The 17591-nt window shown below is 55.6% G+C and carries 16 protein-coding genes; 3 read left to right on the top strand and 13 right to left on the bottom strand.

The window, feature by feature from the left end:
- Window positions 1–18 precede the first annotated feature (18 nt).
- On the bottom strand, window positions 19–831 hold the full coding sequence (locus tag MKX51_RS02705; protein ID WP_340995478.1) for a carbohydrate ABC transporter permease: 813 nt from the start codon (window positions 829–831) through the stop codon (window positions 19–21).
- An 85-nt stretch (window positions 832–916) separates the two neighbouring features.
- On the bottom strand, window positions 917–1810 hold the full coding sequence (locus tag MKX51_RS02700) for a carbohydrate ABC transporter permease (RefSeq protein ID WP_340991116.1): 894 nt from the start codon (window positions 1808–1810) through the stop codon (window positions 917–919).
- 270 nt (window positions 1811–2080) lie between these two features.
- Here MKX51_RS02700 and MKX51_RS02695 point away from each other — a divergent pair, with 270 nt between their 5' ends.
- Window positions 2081–3415: a hypothetical protein gene (locus MKX51_RS02695; protein WP_340991115.1), complete on the top strand. Its 1335-nt coding sequence runs from the start codon at window positions 2081–2083 to the stop codon at window positions 3413–3415.
- 105 nt (window positions 3416–3520) lie between these two features.
- Entirely contained in the window at window positions 3521–4717 is a 1197-nt protein-coding gene (locus MKX51_RS02690; RefSeq protein WP_340991114.1) for a nucleotidyltransferase domain-containing protein, read from the top strand.
- A 645-nt stretch (window positions 4718–5362) separates the two neighbouring features.
- Here MKX51_RS02690 and MKX51_RS02685 read toward each other — a convergent pair.
- From MKX51_RS02685 to MKX51_RS02660, 6 genes are all read right to left on the bottom strand, one after another.
- Window positions 5363–7159 carry an ABC transporter ATP-binding protein gene (locus MKX51_RS02685; RefSeq protein WP_340991113.1) on the bottom strand — a complete coding sequence of 599 codons (1797 nt, stop codon included), beginning with the start codon at window positions 7157–7159 and terminating at the stop codon, window positions 5363–5365.
- A gap of 13 nt (window positions 7160–7172) precedes the next feature.
- Window positions 7173–7631, bottom strand: a complete 459-nt coding sequence (locus tag MKX51_RS02680; protein WP_340991112.1) for a lasso peptide biosynthesis B2 protein — start codon at window positions 7629–7631, stop codon at window positions 7173–7175.
- Window positions 7628–7927: a lasso peptide biosynthesis PqqD family chaperone gene (locus MKX51_RS02675; RefSeq protein ID WP_445322052.1), complete on the bottom strand. Its 300-nt coding sequence runs from the start codon at window positions 7925–7927 to the stop codon at window positions 7628–7630. Before MKX51_RS02675 ends, MKX51_RS02680 begins: the two co-directional genes overlap by 4 nt.
- A 2-nt stretch (window positions 7928–7929) precedes the next feature.
- Window positions 7930–8868: an aldolase gene (locus tag MKX51_RS02670; RefSeq protein WP_339312801.1), complete on the bottom strand. Its 939-nt coding sequence runs from the start codon at window positions 8866–8868 to the stop codon at window positions 7930–7932.
- Between the two features lie 177 nt (window positions 8869–9045).
- A complete protein-coding gene (locus MKX51_RS02665) occupies window positions 9046–9171 on the bottom strand; it encodes a paeninodin family lasso peptide (RefSeq protein WP_036694602.1) in 126 nt (41 codons plus the stop codon).
- A 28-nt stretch (window positions 9172–9199) separates the two neighbouring features.
- Window positions 9200–11125 carry an asparagine synthase-related protein gene (locus tag MKX51_RS02660; protein WP_340991110.1) on the bottom strand — a complete coding sequence of 642 codons (1926 nt, stop codon included), beginning with the start codon at window positions 11123–11125 and terminating at the stop codon, window positions 9200–9202.
- Between the two features lie 262 nt (window positions 11126–11387).
- On the opposite strand from MKX51_RS02660, the gene MKX51_RS02655 reads away from it, so the two are divergent.
- Complete coding sequence (locus MKX51_RS02655; protein WP_340944106.1) at window positions 11388–12263, top strand: GNAT family N-acetyltransferase; 876 nt, start codon at window positions 11388–11390, stop codon at window positions 12261–12263.
- 32 nt (window positions 12264–12295) lie between these two features.
- Here MKX51_RS02655 and MKX51_RS02650 read toward each other — a convergent pair whose 3' ends face one another.
- The 5 genes from MKX51_RS02650 to MKX51_RS02630 form a co-directional block, all read right to left on the bottom strand.
- Window positions 12296–12952 carry a M48 family metallopeptidase gene (locus MKX51_RS02650; protein WP_340944107.1) on the bottom strand — a complete coding sequence of 219 codons (657 nt, stop codon included), beginning with the start codon at window positions 12950–12952 and terminating at the stop codon, window positions 12296–12298.
- Window positions 12953–12985: 33 nt separating this feature from the next.
- Window positions 12986–14293: a hypothetical protein gene (locus MKX51_RS02645; RefSeq protein WP_340991109.1), complete on the bottom strand. Its 1308-nt coding sequence runs from the start codon at window positions 14291–14293 to the stop codon at window positions 12986–12988.
- Window positions 14294–14594: 301 nt separating this feature from the next.
- Entirely contained in the window at window positions 14595–15620 is a 1026-nt protein-coding gene (locus MKX51_RS02640; protein ID WP_340991108.1) for an ABC transporter ATP-binding protein, read from the bottom strand.
- Window positions 15617–16633 (bottom strand): ABC transporter ATP-binding protein, encoded by a 1017-nt coding sequence (locus tag MKX51_RS02635; protein WP_340991107.1) that lies wholly within the window; start codon window positions 16631–16633, stop codon window positions 15617–15619. Before MKX51_RS02635 ends, MKX51_RS02640 begins: the two co-directional genes overlap by 4 nt.
- Entirely contained in the window at window positions 16600–17559 is a 960-nt protein-coding gene (locus MKX51_RS02630) for an ABC transporter permease (protein ID WP_340944767.1), read from the bottom strand. Before MKX51_RS02630 ends, MKX51_RS02635 begins: the two co-directional genes overlap by 34 nt.
- Window positions 17560–17591: the final 32 nt, after the last annotated feature.

The following is a 17591-nucleotide window of genomic DNA, read 5'->3' as shown; positions in this document are numbered from 1 at the left end:
TTATTATATTGTCATGTATTAACCCTTGACCGCCCCGCTGGCGATGCCTTGAATAATGAACTTCTGTCCGGCCAGGAAGACCACAATCATCGGAATCATGGCGGCTGTAGCTGCAGCCATCATGCCGTTGTAATCAACCGAATTCTCCAGCACGAAATTCTGCAGGCCCAGGGGCACCGTATACAGATTCTTGTCTACCAGAAAGATCAGAGCGTTCTCGTAATCATTCCAGTGCCAGGAGAAATCAAGGATCGTCAGTGTTGCGAGCGGGGCCTTCGCCAGCGGCAGTATGACCCGTGTGAAGATGCGGAAATGCCCGGCACCGTCGATAAAAGCGGCTTCACTGATCTCCTGGGGCACCGTAATAAAGAACTGGCGCAGCAGGAACACGCCAAAGATGGTGAATGCCCCCGGCAAAATCAGCGCCCAGTGGGTGTTGTAAATGCCCATCCAGTTGAACAGCACGAACCTCGGCACGAACAGAATCTGCGGCGGGATCATCATCATGGATAAATAGATCAGGAACAGCGGCTCCCGCCCACGGAATTGAATCCGCGAGAATCCGTAGGCGGCCAGAGCGGCAAACGTTACCGCGCCCAGGGTCGAAAGGATAGAGATTTTCAGGGAATTCATATAGAGCAGCGCGAAGTCCCCCGTTCCGGTCCACACATTCACATGGTGCTTCAGGACCGGGTGCAGCGGTATCCACTGAATCGGGAACTCGAACACCTCAAGTGGTGTTTTGAATGAAGTGGAGATCATCCAGAAGAAGGGCAGCAGCAGCAGCAGGCCCATAGCAGTCATGACCAGCGTAAGCAGCCACTTCCACATTCGCGAGGCACGCCTTGCCGTCTGCCGCCCCGCCCGGACAGCAGGTGTTATTGTCGTTTCCATTAGCGGCTCTCCTTGCTTTCTTTTAGTAATGCACCCAGCGGCGCTGGCCTGCCCAATTGACAAGCATGATCAGCATGACAATGGCGAAGAGCATCCAGGATACAGCAGAAGCGTAACCCATCTCATAGTAGCGGAAGGCTGTCTTGTAAATGTAGAGCGACAGTACATTGCTGCCTTCTCCCGGTCCTCCGGCGGTGGTGGCCTGAATGATGCCGAACGTCTTAATGGCCGAGATGAACCCTGTAATCAGCAGCAGGAAGGTGGTCGGCGATACGAGCGGCACGGTGATATAACGGATGGAATGCCACAGCCGGGCCCCGTCGATGGTCGCCGCCTCCAGCAGCTCCTTCGGCACCTCCTGAAGACTGGAGAGATAAATAATCATGTTGTAGCCGACCATAATCCAGATCTGAATGATGCATAACGCATAGATTGCCGTACCGCTCTCGGACAGCCAGCCCGGAGGATCAGCGATGCCAACCAGCCGGAGTGCTCCGTTAATGGGGCCGAGGCTGGGATGGAAAAGCAGCATCCAGACGAAGGCGATGGCGACACCGTTCATAATATAGGGCAGGAAGTACAGCGTGCGCAGCAGCTTGGCCCAGTAGACGCTTCTGTTCAGAATGTAGGCGATGGGAAAAGCCACAATCAGCGATACCGGAACCGTCAGCAGAAAGATGAATGTCTTCAGGACGGAGTTGTGGAATGAGGCATCTCCGGCCAGCCGTCTGAAATTGTCGAGCCCGACGAACTGGATGTCCCCCTTGTTCATGAAGGAGTAATCTGTAAACATCATGACCAGCGACATCAGGGCAGGCACCAGATAGAACAGCGTAATCCCTATCATGCTGGGGGCGATAAACCAATAACCGGCCGGATGATGGTCATGAATGCCGGTTCTTCTTAGCTTCTTCAAGCGATCCCTCCTTCGCAATATGTTCATAATGTAAGTCTAGCAAAGGGAGATGGCTTGCAGAATGAACGCTATTGTGGCGTAGGGGTACGGATTTTGGAATTGAACTGGGGGTACTATGCTTCCATCCGGCCCTGGGCCTTACCTCCCAGCGGATGCACTGCATGTTTACCGCGGGGATTGTACCGGAAGAACCAAAACTGGCGGTTTGCCTTCTTTTTTGCGGAGAATTCGATTATCATTAGCCTCATTCCAAATTATAGGAGGTTCATCATGCAGGGGTTAAAACAACGTGCCGGCCGGTTATGCTTAAGTCTCATGCTGATAGGTGTAATATCTTACGGGGAGGGGCTGCATGCAGCAGCCTTGCCGGTCCAGGAAGAGCAGGTGAGCGCCGGGGCTCCCGATGTCAGCTCCTCCATAACGGTGCTGGGCAGCCCGTTCAAGAAAGCGGCTTATGCCCGCAACGTCTGGGATATGCAGCTCTTCGGCGGCAAAATTTATCTCGGCCACGGCAACAGCAGCAATAATGCGCCTGTGCCCAATGCAGGACCGGTTCCTATCTATTACTGGGACCTTGCCCAGAATAAATTCTCTGTTCAGGATGTTACCTATACCAACCCGGCCACGGGCAAGGTGACCACCAATGTCTATGTCATGGACGAGCAGATTGATACCTTCAAGGTGTTGAACGGAGAGCTGTACATTCCCGGGCATGACTCCAGAGTCCCAGGCTGGGCCTACGGGAACTTCTACCGCCTGAACGGGGATCATTGGGACCAATATATGAATATTCCCGGGGGTATCCATGTCTATGATATGGCCTACTATCAAGGCAAGCTGTATGCTTCGCTCGGCGCCAGCGGTGGCCCGCTGATCTATGTATCCGCTGACAGGGGGAATAGCTGGACCCGGTTCGGCACAGTCTCCCAATACGGCATTATGCGGGCTTATACTCTGTTCGGCTTAGGTGACACGCTCTATGCTTCCTCCGCCACGGCGGGCAAGACGCAGGGAATGGCCAATGAGAAAGGCTACATGACCTCCATCCGGCAGACCGGCAGCGGACTGGTCCAGACGAAGCTGACCTTCACCAGCAGCCAGCTCTTCCCCGGACTCAGCTTCGTGACGAAGCCCGGTGAAGTCAACGTTCCCGGCGTCAGCGGCCAGCCTTGGCTGAAGCTGCTCCGCACCACTGAGGTGAATGGGCGGCTGCTGTATATTGCAGGCCAAATCTATAATGACCATCAATCCATTCCGCAGGGCCTGTTCTCGGCCGGAGCGGGCTTCCAGAACACGCGCAAGGAGCTGCTGCCGAATGCTGCCGTAGCGCCTATCGATATTCTGGACCGCAAAGATACGGTATACGTGCTTGGATATGCCAAGGAGGCCTCAGGCCAATATACGAATTATGTCTACCGCAAAAGCACCGCCAGCCTCGCCACCGGCGGAGGAGACTGGAGTGAAGTCTTCCGCTTCAGCCGGGATACCTTCGCCCGTTCCTTCGAGGAATACAATGGTGACTTCTACTTCGGACTGGGCAGTGATGCGGATGTGATTCCGGCCTCCACCGGCACGATTCTGAAGCTGAGCGCCGGGACTTATTGAAGTCGGGCAGGCGAACGGGCCATTAAATTGACAACCTTCTGTAAACGGTGGTACGCTCACTAATATTCTAGTAATCCGTTCACAAATCAGGTAAGGAGCGTCTCTATGACTGACCGGAAGATCCTTAATCAGGCAAGCTTAACCAAGGAAGTATACCTTATTCTTGCACTACTGAATTCCGGAAATCCAGATGAGACGGCGCGGAAGCATCCGCAGTTGTTCACAGAGGTGAACTGGGACTTATTCGTGGAACTGAACCGGCAGCACAGGGTGTATCCCTACCTCTATTCCAGGCTGAGCAAGATGGAGGAGAAGGCGGTCCCTTCCGAAGTTCTGGAGCAGCTGAAATGGCAATACCGCAGGAATACGGTGCAGATGCTCCAGCTTAGCGGTGAAATGAGCAATATTGCGGGTCAGCTGGCCGAGCTGAATATCCGCTGTCTGTTCCTCAAAGGGCCGGTGCTTGGGCAGGAGCTGTACGGAGACCTGTCGCAGCGCACCTCCCGGGATCTCGACTTCCTGGTGCCGATTGAACAGCTGGAGGATGCCGAAACCTTGCTGATCCGGCTGGGCTATGAGAAGGAAGACAAGTTCGAGAGCCTGCTTGGCGACTGGAAATGGCGGGAGCATCATTCGACGTTCGTGCATCCTGTCAGCAATGTCAACCTGGAGCTGCACTGGCGGTTAGGACCGGGTCCTGCCAAAGAGCCTGCGTTCGACGAGCTCTGGCGTCATTCGCGGACCAGCAGCACCTTCGGCCAGAATGTCCGCTATCTGGGGCCGGAGGATCTGTTCATGTTCCTGGCTGTACACGGTGCCAGACATGCCTGGTCCCGGCTGAGATGGCTGCAGGACATCAAGATGCTGCTAATGGGACAGCAGCCGCCCGACTCCGCCAAGCTGATTCAATTACTACAGCGGTATAATCACAACGCTATAGGAGGACAGACGCTGATTCTGGCCAGAGAGCTGCTGGAGACGCCGGTTGACCCGGCGCTATCCCCGCTGCTGGACAACCCCAAGGCCCGCAGACTGGCGCAGGACATTCTGTTCTATCTCCCGCGCATCGTGAATTTAAATACCCCTCCGCTGGAGCCGGAGGTGGAGCAGCATTTCAACCGTTATCTCCCAAGCATCCTGTCCCCGCGGAACCGGATGCTCCGCTCTGCCAGCTTCCTCTATCCCTATGCAGCGGATGCCAAGACCCTGCCGCTGCCGAAGCCGCTGCATTTCTTGTATTTCCCGCTGCGGCCTTTGCTGTGGAGCTGGCGGAAGGTGACGGGGGCGGAGAAGGAGATGTAGGCAGGGACAGCCATACCAAAAAGGCAAGTGCTGCGTTAGATTAGCAGCACTTGCCTTTTTACGGTTTCGGAGCCGGGTGGCGGTCAGCCAATGTAATCGGTTTTTCGATTACATTCGCGCCACAACCTCTGCGCTCGCCCAATGTGATCGGTTTTTCGATTACATTCGCGCCACAACCCCTGCGCTTGCCCAATGTAATCGGTTTTTCGATTACATTCGCGCCACAACCCCTGCGCTCGCACAATGTAATCGGTTTTTCGATTACATTCGCGCCACAACCCCTGCGCTCGCACAATGTAATCGGTTTTTCGATTACATTCGCGCCACAACCTCTGCGCTCGCACAATGTAATCGGTTTTTCGATTACATTCGCGCCACAACCCCTGCGCTCGCACAATGTAATCGGTTTTTCGATTACATTCGCGCCACAACCTCTGCGCTCGCACAATGTAATCGGTTTTTCGATTACATTCGCGCCACAACCCCTGCGCTCGCACAATGTAATCGGTTTTTCGATTACATTCGCGCCACAACCTCTGCGCTCGCACAATGTAATCGGTTTTTCGATTACATTGGGACCACACACCCATGCAGCACCGAATTGTGTTCGGTTTTTCGCCTACATTCGCGTTTTAGGTATAACCCTTATCCAGCCTCTTCCTGTCCCTTCAATAGCCGGCTAAACATGCCGCCCTTCTCGGAAGCCAGGCCGCTGTAGACTCCCTGCTGGATGACTCGGCCCTGGTCGATGACCAGAATCTGATCGGCTCCCCGGATCGTGGACAGGCGGTGGGCAATGACGATGACGGTCACAGAAGCCTTAATGCGCTCCAGCGCCTCTTGAATCCGCTGCTCGTTCTCGGTGTCGAGTGCACTAGTCGCTTCATCGAGCACCAGGATCGACGGCTTGCGGATAATGGCGCGTGCCAGCACCAGGCGTTGACGTTCCCCGCCCGACAGGCGGACGCCCCGGTCGCCGAGCAGCGTATCCAGTCCGTCCGGCAGCTTGCGGACAAAGTCCGCCGAGGAGGCAAACTCCAGTGCCTCCCACAGCTCCGCCTCCTCCGCGTCCGGCTTGATCATCATCAGATTATCGCGGATGGTTGCGTTATACAGGAACGGGTCCTGTGCCACATACCCGATGGATCTCCGGTAGGACAGCAGCCGCTCCCCGGTGATCGGCTCGCCGTCCGCCAGGATCTCCCCGTTCTCCGGCTGCATCAGTCCCATGAGCAGATCAACGAGCGTGCTTTTGCCGGCGCCTGAACGTCCGACAATCGCCGTCATCTGCCGGGCGGGAATCCGCACATTGACGTTCTGGAGCGAATATTGCGGCTCGTCCGCATGATAACGGAAATCGACATTCCGGGCTTCCAGACCGTGCTCCAGCGTCATAGGCAGCACCCGTTCTCCGCCATGATCCGCTTCATGCTCGACAGCGGCCAGACATTCTTCCTGCAGCGATTGCAATTGTTTGAAGGATGGCACTACTGAGGCCAGCTGCTCCAGCAGCGACTGCAGCGTCGAGAAGGTCGGCCACAGCCGGGTGAATACGAGAATGACCAGCAGCAGATTCGGCCCCTCCACTTGCATGAACCGGAAGGACACGAAGATAAACACAGCAATCAGCAGCGTGGAAGACAGCTTATACAGGAGCTGGGAGTTGGAACGCAGGCGTGTGTAGTCGAGCTGCTCCTGCTTAACCTCGCCAGTGAAGGCATGCAGCCATTCGAGGCGGGACTGCTCCAGATTATTGCTTTTGATATCCTTGATTCCATTCAGCTGATCGGTAATACCGCCTAGATATGTCTTGCCCAGCTCCGTGCTGCGGCTGCCCAGTCTCTTCGCCTTACGGATGAAGCGCCGGGAGAAGATGGACAGCAGCGCCGCGCAGACGAGAACTCCCAGTGTCATCTTGGGGGACAGCCAGAAGGCAAAGGCAATCTGCACCAGGGTGAACAACAGCGAAGTCAGGAACTGCAGGAAGCCGCTGATACCCGCCAGGACTCTGGCCAGCTCGGTGGTCATCATGTTGATCAGATCGGAGGTGCGCTTCTTCAGAAAAAAAGACCACTGCGCCCGCAGCAATGCGCTATAGACCTCAACCCGCAGCTGCCTGCCATAGGTCTGCTGAATTTCGACATTGCGGATCGCCACGAACCTTGCGATCAGATTCTGGCAGAGCACAATCAGAACATAACTGCCCAGCACCAGCAGCAGCGCTGTGGACTGCGGCAGTTCACTGATGAATCCGAGCATAGGCAGATGATAGCCCGCCGCCGCGCCGCCCAGCTGAATGCCAGCCATGCCAAGCATGGGAACCAGCAGCAGAATGGCGGAGCTCTCCAGCAGACCGCTGATCACCATGCCTAACAGATTAAGATACAGCTTCACGCCCGACAACCGTTGAAGCTGCCGGACGTAGTAGATTATAGCTTGCATGGACCCACCTCGATTACTCGGCTTGTAACACCTTCGCGAACTTCTCCACCACCACGAAGCCTTGCATCGCATCATCCCCGGAGACATAATGGGCTCCGCTGCGCAGCCAGGCGTGGGCAATCATTTGTCCCTGCTTATCGCGGGCGACCCCCATATAGAGGGTGCTCTCAATGCCCCGCTTCTCCAGCATCTTCAGGGCGGCTACCGCCCGGACCATACAGGTGCTTTTCCAGGGAGTATAGCGGCTCATCACCCGGATTGCCTTGGTAATCTGCTGGATGCGGCGAATATCGGAAGGCTTGGATACTGCGGGAGTCTCCAGGGATTTCACCCCAAGCTGCGGAGCTGTCCGGGCAAAGGGGAACAACAGCTGGATTCGGACCAGCATCAGCCGCCATAATGTCTCGGGAAGCAGCGTAAGCAACGCCTTGTCATGCACCAGCAGGAGACGGAGCCGCCGGAGGGTCATCATGGTCCGCTAACGATGGAGACCAGATCCTCATTCAGCAGATTCTGTACAAAATCAATGACATCCTGCTGCGCCAGCTCTGCCGGTACCTCAAAGATCTCCTGAATCTTCCCGGCAATCTGCCGAATCGATACCGGTGAAGCCAATGCTTCCCAGATCTCACCGCCGACTTCGCCGAGGTTGTAGTATTTGCCGTTCTTCACATTCAGCATGACCTTCTCGCCGTCCATATCACTTGCGATATTACCTTCCCGTTGAACCAGTACCGAATCCGGCGACAGCACTTTTGTAGTATTCATATTCATAGATTCATCTCCTTCACCTTGGGCATAATCGTCTCCATAATCATTTCCGTCTGCTGCGGTGCACTGAAGCCCTGCTCAGGGCGGGTCAGCCGGTACATCGGCAGCCGGTTCACGAACGAGGCCAGCAGCCCGAAGTGCCATTCTCTGACACCCATCGGGTCGACCAGCGCTTTTTGATAGGTATGATTGTATAAGGTATGAAGCCGGTCCAAGCCGCTTATCGCCTCTACGGCCACCGGCCCGTCCTGCACCACAGACAGTTCAAATATGCCGGCCAGCGGCAGCGGCTCACTCTGGAACCGGTCATGTACCGGTACGGCGAACTTGGTCTCCCGCTGAAACAGCGGACGGTACGCAGACGAATTCATTCCCAAATAGTCCAGGCTCTGCTGCCACAGCTTCTGCTGGGGATAACCTGGAACAGCTAATGGATGTCCATTATGCACCAACACGGGAATAACGTCGTCACTGACCAGGAGATGTCCCTGATCCATCAGATAGGAGGCAAGCGTGGATTTACCCGCACCTGAACGCCCCACCAGCGCATAAGCCTTATTATCCAGCACAAGCGAGCTGCCGTGCAGGGCCAGTATGCCTTTTTGCATCAATACTACACCCATACAGCTGCCCAGAATGAACAAGCGGATGCTATCCGGATCTGCGCCTGCTGCTGGAGAGACTGTAATCGTACTGCCGTTCTGTATGGAAAAAATAGCGGTTCCCTTCACCATGAACATCACTTCATGCTCCGCGATGCCCAGATTCGGCGTAATCTTCGGTATTGCTTCCCATCGCTCAAGCAGACGGCCTTCAATTACCGACAGGCTGCCTATTCTTCCGGGCTGATCCGTACGGGGAAGTTCTGGTAGCGCGAACTCACTGAGGATTTGCAGGCCAAAAGCCTTATAACCGGGGCATTGCACTGTGCCAGCCATACTGCTCACTCCATCTCAGTCAATTTCACCCGTTGTCTTGCGGATGACAAGTGGAAACGGCATTGCCGTCCTTTGAAAGAACGTACCGTTTCGGAACATTACTTCGGATAAAGGGATAGCCCTGATCCCCCTCCAGCAAGCTAAGAGGGATTAGGGCTGAGCGGTAATGCAGGAAGACTAGGAGTGACTAACGATTTCATCTGGATCGGCTTGGAACGCATCGGCAATGGATACCCCCGGGCCAGCCATAGTCATTTTCACATCCAACACTTCCAATGCAGGCTTGCTGTATTCCTTTTTCATCTTGTCACCCCCTTTCAAGAAACGTCCTTCAGGAGAGCCGCTTCAAAAAGCGGTAAAACACCAGTCCTCGTGTAAGAAGGCGGAAATCCGTGTTAAAGATTAATAATGGTTCGGGCTCACTACCCAGCCGGTCCAAGCATCCGGCGAGCCCGGGACGATTCAGATAAGACGAAGTACGGGGGTCTTGCAGCATCTCCCTCAGCTCCTGCTGAAACCGCTGCCACTCGGGCAGCATACGCGTAATGCCGTCCGCCCCCTGGATGCCGCGCCGGGTCTGGTTAAGCCTGACCTTATCCGGCAGCCGCCCTTCCATCGCCCGGCGGATGAGCGAGCGGTCCATTCCGTTCTGGACGTATTGCTCCTCAGGCACCGACATACAGAAGTTGATGACACGCAGGTCATTCGTCGCATCCCGGTCCCATACCCTGTACTTCAGCGACAGCTTGGTAGCCGCCGTTCCATTCACATTCCAGACATGCGGCTGGCGGAAATGCTCTCTGCGGATATCGTACACAGTCTGGGAGGCAGGCGACTGGTCCAGCTCCTTCAGCCGCTCCTGCACCCCTGTCCGCCGGGCAAATTCAGGATGGATCAGCTCCGGCGCAGCCTCCTGCTTCCCGGCCATCAGCTGGCCCAAGGCGGGGAATACCTTGCGCCCGGCTATTTTCAGCATTCTTTTGCGGCTTACTCCCATCGAATGGCTGTACAGTTTGTTCTCCCGGTAAAAGCTGAACCAGCGGAATTCACGCAGCAGCTTCGCCTGATAATCCAGCGCCGGTCCCCAGGAGATACTCCAGTTGCCCCGCTGTCCGCTGAGCAGTACACCGGCATTCTTCAGTCCGGCTTGTTCATATATGCCTTTGAGCCAATAGGAATTCTCTATGAATTTGTAGGGCATCTCCATAATATCGAGCCATTCGTCGATTTCACCATATGAGCTGCGGTCAGGAAAATTGCAGAAGCTAGGCTCAATGTTCCCGACATAGTCGATGGTCTCCTGAATATATGGACGCTCATCAGTCACCCGCTGGCCCAGCTTGAACCCTGTAAAGTGATCCAGAGGATACGAGCTGAACGTGTGGAGCAGCTTGCCGGTACGGCGAAGCTCCTCCGCCGCAAAGCTCACCACCGCCCCTGAATCCAGCCCGCCGCTTAAGTTCGCACCAGCTTCAAGGTGGGTACGCAGCCGGTCCCGGACAGCCCGTCCGAACACCTCACGGAACGCTTCCTCATACTCCCCATTGCTGCGCAGCCGGAGTGGCGGCGGAGTCTGGAAGGTGTAATACCTGGAGAAGGTAATCCCCTGCGGACTGACCGTCATCGAATGCGCCGGGGGCAGCTGCTCCACACCCTGATAGACCGTGGAGAACATATCCGCGACATCCATCCGGCCCTGGCCCGCCAGATATTCCGAGATCCAGCCTTCATGCAGCTCGTGCCCTCCATCCATTAGCGTGAATAGCGGATGAATCACGGTACAGAAGGAGAACTGTCTGCCTGAGCGGTGGAAGTACAGCGTCCGGCTCCCCGAGAAATCCCTCGCTCCAAACAGCGTCTGCCTGCCGGCATCCCAGATCATGAAGGCAAAATCTCCGACCAGATGCACCGGAGCCTGATCTCCCCATTTCTCATAGGCCAGAAGAATCAGCAGGCTGTCCGGCATCGACTCCCGATCCTCCCGGACAACCTGAAGTTGTCCGAAGAGCTCGCTGCGGTTATCAATAATGGCATCAGCTACGATCGCCAGCTTCCGCTGCGGATCATAATAAGGAAGCACCTCGCCCCGGGACTGCGGGGTAATCCACTGTGCGTGGCACCCGAGAAACAGCCCATCCGCACTCCAGCCCCGGGCATCATCCGCCGGATAACGCTGCAGCTCCTGCATCAGGCGCGGGCCAAGCTCCGGGTCCAGCGGCCCATGCTGCATAGAATAGATCCCGGCGATTGCACTCATGGGTTACCTCCAGCTGTCTATAATTTCGCTACCGTTTCAGTAATAGGTTCATTACAACAGGTTCTTAATAGTGAACACTTCTTATTACCTAAGATAACGTTCTTGCCATTAAATGTGAATAGTACCAGAGAGTACTTTAAGGTATCCTTTAGCGTATTGACTATAGTTAAAATCTGTGGTATTGGAACCCTGAAATATGACCTATGGTATATAATGGCTTATACTGTAGGGGTAACAAATATACTATATGGAGTGATAGACCATGCAAGAATTGAAGTTTGTTAGGGATTACAAAGATATAGAGCCGCTGCGGAATAGCTTTTTGGGGCTGGCAAAAGACACGTTCGAGCTGGAGCTGGAGCGCTGGTATGAGGAGGGCTTCTGGACGGATAAGTATGTTCCATATTCTTACGCGGAGGGAAACCGGATCGTGGCGAATGTCTCGGTAAATCTGCTGGAGCTAACCATTAATGGAGTGAAGTCCCCTGCTGTGCAGATCGGAACGGTGATGACTCATCCTGACTATAGAGGACGCGGCCTGTCTGCCCGGTTGATGGACAAGGTGCTGGAGGAGTATGGACAAGCGTGTGAATTCATGTATCTTTTTGCCAATGAGTCAGTCTTGGAGTTCTATCCTAAATTCGGCTTCCACCCGGTGGAAGAACAGATCTTCTCCATGGCCTGCCCCGGGGGCACTGCCGGATCTGCGGCAATCCGCAAGCTGGATCTTGCCGACCCGCGTGATCTGAGTCTGGTCTCTACCCTTGGAGCGCAGCGGGTACCGGTATCTGAGCGTTTTGGCATCGCCGGCGCCCATGGACTATTGATGTTCTACTGCCTGAACGTATTCAGCGACCAGCTCTATTACCTGGAGGACGAGAATCTCATTGCCATCTGCCAGCAGGAGAATGGGCAGCTTGAGCTCTTCGATCTAATCAGCGCACAGCCCGTCTCCTGCCGCGAAATTGCCCTGAAGCTTGCAGACAGCGACACGGAGACGATTGTCTTTCACTTCACTCCTGATGATGATGGCCTGGAGCTGTCAGGCAGCAGCCATTCAGAGGGCCTATTCGTCCGCACTCAGGGCGGGCAGCAATATCCTGCGAACGTTAAGCATCCGGCTACTTCCATCGCCTAGGCGTACGCAACACTTTTACCCTTGTAAAATGTTCATAGCGTCATGAACTGCCCCTGCCGGGCCAGGTAGGCCTCCTTCTCCTTATAGTCCGGCATAATACTGCCCAAGCGCCGCCAGAAGGAACGGTCATGATTCATATGCAGCAGATGACACAGCTCATGAATGATGACATAGTCGATCACTTCGGGCGGCGCCATGGCCAGGCGGTAGTTGAACGTCAGCTTGCCGTCAAAGCTGCAGCTCCCCCACTTGGTCCGCGACTCCACAATCTCCATACTCTTCGGCTTCACTCTGAGCTGCGTCTGGTAGGGCTTGATGCGCTCTGCGATGATTTTTTTCAGACTGGCCGTATAGAACTTCTTCAGCGCAAGCTTCAGCTCCTCTGCATCCGCCTGCCGGTCCCCAATCAGCTCATGCAGCGCATACTCCTTCCCCAAGTACAAGAAGGCTTCTTCGTCGCCCTCATAAGCCTTAACCCTCGGCACCTGCCGTGCCGCCGCATTGCTGCGCAGCTTCTCCAGAATCTTCGGGCCTAGACTTGCTACCGCACCGAGGATCGTCTCTTCACTCGTTCCCTTGGGCGCCTTAACGGTAATGAGGTCCGAGCCGTCCACCGTTACGGAAAGCTTCTTGCGCTTGGCATACTGGACATGTAACGTAACCATCTGATCTTCTAGTTGAATCTGCATAGCCACCATCGTTTCTGTAATTTCTAATACACACTAATACACCGGATAACCGGATACAAACACCGCCAGATACAGGAGACCCCCCGCAATAAATAGCGTAGTGAGCAGGATATCCTTCCACTTCTTATCCTCCGTCAACAGCACAGCCGCGAACGCCAGCGGAAAAGCAACAGCGAAATAACGCGGAGCGGACAGCAGCCAAGTCGGGGCCACCACATAGACGAAATAGGCGATCAGGTACGCCATGTAGGCGGGATTAAGCTTCTTCGTACTGCGGAGCATTATGAACAGCACCAGGAAGATTGCGCACAAATTCGGCAGCCATAGTCCCAGGAACGACCGGTAATCGGCATCCTTGAAGGTATTGACCGCATATTCCATCTGATATCTCACGGTATCGAAAAAGAAGTAGAACCGCTGCGACCAGTGCTCCCGCTGATAAATACTGAACTGGAACGCGTTGCCCGTCACATTGTAATTGATGTAGAGATAAGCCAGCAGACCGAAGGAGACGCTCACCAGGGAGACAACGGCCAAGATCAGCTTATTCGTAAAAGCCCTCCGGTCCATTGACCTGTAACCAGCAGCCAGCTCCCGGGCAAATTCCACGGCAATCGGCACGGCCAGCAGAATCCCCGGGGAACGGGTGAATCCGGCCAGCGCCGCACAGAGGCAGCCCAGCAGCCAGCGCTTTTTGCGGACAAACAAGAGCGCCATCAGGGAGAGCAGCAGGAACAGCGCCTCTGTCATGGGAAGGAAGAAAAAGAAGGCTGACGGAAAGATGAAGACGTACTTCACCACCCGCAGGGCATTCCTGCGTCCCATATCCAGCCGAGCCAGCTCATAAGCGAACAACGCCGCCGCAAGCGTGCAGAGATTGGCGACGGCAAATCCGGCAGCCATATAATTGCCTGTGAAGAACTGCGCCAGCTTGATCATCACGGGGAAGAACGGCAGAAACACAATATGAAATCTTGGATCTCCCTCCGTCACATACCACCGCTCGGCAATGCCCAGATAAGACATGGCATCAATTCCGCGGATATGCCACATCTCAATGAAGTGGGAGAACAGGCTGCCGGAGCCTCCCTCCCGAAGCACCCAGAATACATAAGCCGCAAGGATTAGCAGCACCCGGCTGAATATCACCCACAGCACAATCTTCCACCAGATCCGCTGCCGTTCCTCCGGCGAGTCGTCCGTATTCACCGTCCGCAGTGCGCCGGGGCTCAGGATGTACCCGGTTATAGCAGGGATGGCCCGCAGGCCCGTCCAGATAAACAGGGCCAGACAGAGCAGGGAAGCCATGGTCCCCGCCAGGGTCCAGGTATGTACTGACACTGCCCATACCCAGCCAGCTATTATCATAACAAGGATAAAGAGTGCTGAAATTGCTGTATTGACCTTTTTCACCATAGCCTCCGGTTCCGCAACGTTTGCGTTGTCTTTTCCTCATTTTCTTATAGAAATGCCTGTAGCACAATGATTAGTTTGAGGCGACCATACAAAATAACCCCACAAAGTGGAGCTTTAGCGTAGTTGATGACTCAGGTACTTTGCGGGGCGCCCCAAAATCAAAAAAAGGAACACCGCGTAAGATTCAGCAGTGTCCCTCTTCGGTACAGCACAGGGTAATCCTTGATCAGGATTTCGGAAGCAACGGGAAATGACAGGCTACCGGACGGCCCGGCAGGACCTCTTCCAGCAGCGGCTCCACCGAACGGCATTTGTCCTGGACGAACGGGCAGCGGGTATGGAACCTGCAGCCCGAGGGCGGATTGGCCGGGGAGGGCACATCTCCCTCCAGCATAATACGCTCCTGCTTGCGCCTTGGCGTCGGCTTCGGAATGGCCGATAGCAGGGCGGCAGTATACGGATGCAGCGGGGCCGCGAACAGCGCCTCCGTCTCCCCCACCTCCACCAGCTTGCCCAGGTACATGACCCCCACACGGTCAGAGATATGCCGGACAACGTTAAGACCATGCGCGATGAACAGGAAGGTTAAGCCCAGCTCCTTCTGCAGCTTCATCAGCAGGTTAATGACCTGGGATTGCACGGATACGTCAAGCGCGGACACGGCCTCATCGGCCACAATAAACTGCGGATTCAGCGCAATCGCCCGGGCGATGCCAATGCGCTGGCGTTGTCCGCCGGAGAATTCATGCGGATAGCGGTTCCGGCGGCTGGCATCCAGACCCACCAGTTCCATCAGTTCAACCACCCGGGCATCGATCTCCTTGCCGGACATGTTCCAGTGAATACGCAGCGGCTCGCCGATAATATCCTTGACGAGGAAGCGCGGATTCAGCGACCCGAACGGGTCCTGGAAAATAATCTGCATCTCTTCCCGCAGCTTCCGCATGTCACGCGAACCCAGCGAATGGATATCCTGGCCCTTGAATAACACCTGCCCCCCGGTCGCACTTTGCAGCCGGAGAAGTACCCGTCCGAAGGTGGATTTGCCGCAGCCGGATTCCCCGACCAGCCCGAACGTCTCACCTTGGCGGATCGCCAGATTGACTCCATCTACCGCCTTCACCTGCCCGACGGTCCGGTTAAGCAGGCCCTTGGTGATCGGAAAATACTTCTTAATATCCTTAACCTCCACCAGCACTTCTGAGGAGGACGATAGCTTACGGTCCGGTATAGTTGCTGTCTTGTTCATCATGCGCGCTTCGCCTCCCTGCTGGTATCCGCTGACACCGGCTTATCCTTGAACAGCCAGCAGGCGGTCCGGTGATCGCCTGTAATCATGAAATCCGGCGGCTCCTCGCTTCTGCAGATATCCATAGCATGCGGACAGCGCGGGTGGAAGCGGCAGCCCGCTGGCAGCTGCCCTATCGGCGGAATCGTTCCGCTGATCGTATAGAGCTCGCCTCCGCGTCCGCCTTCAAACCCCGGAATCGACTGGAGCAGACCTACCGTATACGGATGGCTGGGATGGTCGAAAATCTCTTCCACACCCCCCTCTTCCACTATAGCTCCCGCATACATCACAGCAATACGGTCAGCCATCTCGGCGGCAACCCCCATGTCGTGGGTGATCAGCAGGATGGACATGCCAAGCTCCGACTGAAGCTTGCGCAGCAGATCCAGAATCTGCGCTTGGACCGTAACATCAAGTGCGGTGGTCGGCTCATCGGCAATCAGCAGCTCGGGGTTACAGGCCAGCGCAATCGCAATGACTACGCGCTGGCACATCCCGCCGGACAGCTCATGCGGGTACTGCTTCGCACGGATCTCCGGGGCCGGTATGCCGACCAGCCGGATCAGATCAACCGCCAGCCTCAACGCTTCCGAGTCACTCTTGTTCTGATGGAGCCGCAGACTCTCCGCAATCTGCTCCCCTATGGTAAAGACCGGATTCAGCGAAGACATCGGGTCCTGGAAGATCATCGCAATCCGGTTACCGCGGATTTCCCGCATCTCCTCCTGGCTCTTCGCCCCCAGATCCTGTCCATGGAAGTCAATGGTTCCATCCAGGATCATACCGCCCGCATAATCAATCAGGCGCATAATCGCCAGCGAGGTGACACTTTTGCCGCTGCCCGATTCGCCTACAATACAGACCGTCTGGCCTTTGTCCACAGTAAGAGAGATGCCGTCGGTTGCTTTGAGCAATCCCTTCTCTGTTGCAAAGCCGGCGGTCAATTTCCGGATTTCGAGTAGTTTTTGCGCCATTGTTCCAGCCTCCTCCGGGATTTGGTCACTTGCTGTCTGGGATCAAGGGCATCCCGGATGCCGTCGCCGATAAAGTTAACCGCCAGCACCACCATCAGGATGCAAAAGCCCGGATACACCGCCTGCATCGGATCAATCAGCATGAACTCCTGCGCGTTGCTGAGCATCAGCCCCCAGCTCGTAGCCGGAGCCTGAATACCAAGACCCAGATAGGACAACGCGGATTCACTGAGAATCGCGCCGCCGACCATTAAGGTCGCATTGACAATGATCGGGAAGCTCGCATTGCGGAGCAGATGCCGGAAGATGATCCCCCAGCTGGATACGCCGATTGCTCTGGCCGCCTCCACATACTGCATCTCCCGCAGCTGCAGGAAGGTTCCCCGGACCAGCCGGGCAATACTCATCCAGCTCGTGAACGCCAGAATCAGGATCATGAATTTAATCTGTGTTCCGAACAGCGCCATCACCAGGATATTCAGGAACAGGGATGGGACGGAGTTCATGACGTCAACAATCCGCATGAATACCGTATCCACGAATCCCCCGAAGTAACCCGAAATGGCTCCGACCACCGATCCGACCAGCACGGATACAAAAGCAACCGAGAAACCGATAAGCAGCGAGATCCGTGCGCTGTACAGCAGTCTGCTGAGAATATCGCGGCCCAGCTCGTCAGTGCCAAGGGGATGCCCCTCCGCTCCAGGCTTCAGGTTGGCGAACATCAGATCAATCTTCTCCGGCCCATAGGAGGTCAGGAACGGTGCGCAGATCGCCAGCAGCACAAAGATAAGCAGGACGATCAACCCGCCCATAGCAAAAGGATTGCGCGAAAACTTCTTCCACAGCACTCTCCACGGGCCGGGAGGTCTGTCCAAATCCACCACCGGAATTTCGGGGTCAGTTCCGCCCGGCATAGGACTCATATCCGGCGTTCCCAGCGGCTTGGATACCTTCC

This window comes from Paenibacillus sp. FSL M7-0420, assembly GCF_038002345.1.
In the GTDB taxonomy this organism is placed as follows: Bacteria; Bacillota; Bacilli; order Paenibacillales; family Paenibacillaceae; genus Paenibacillus_AQ.
Note: the sequence above shows the minus strand (reverse complement) of the source record. Positions and strands in the feature narration are given on the sequence as shown.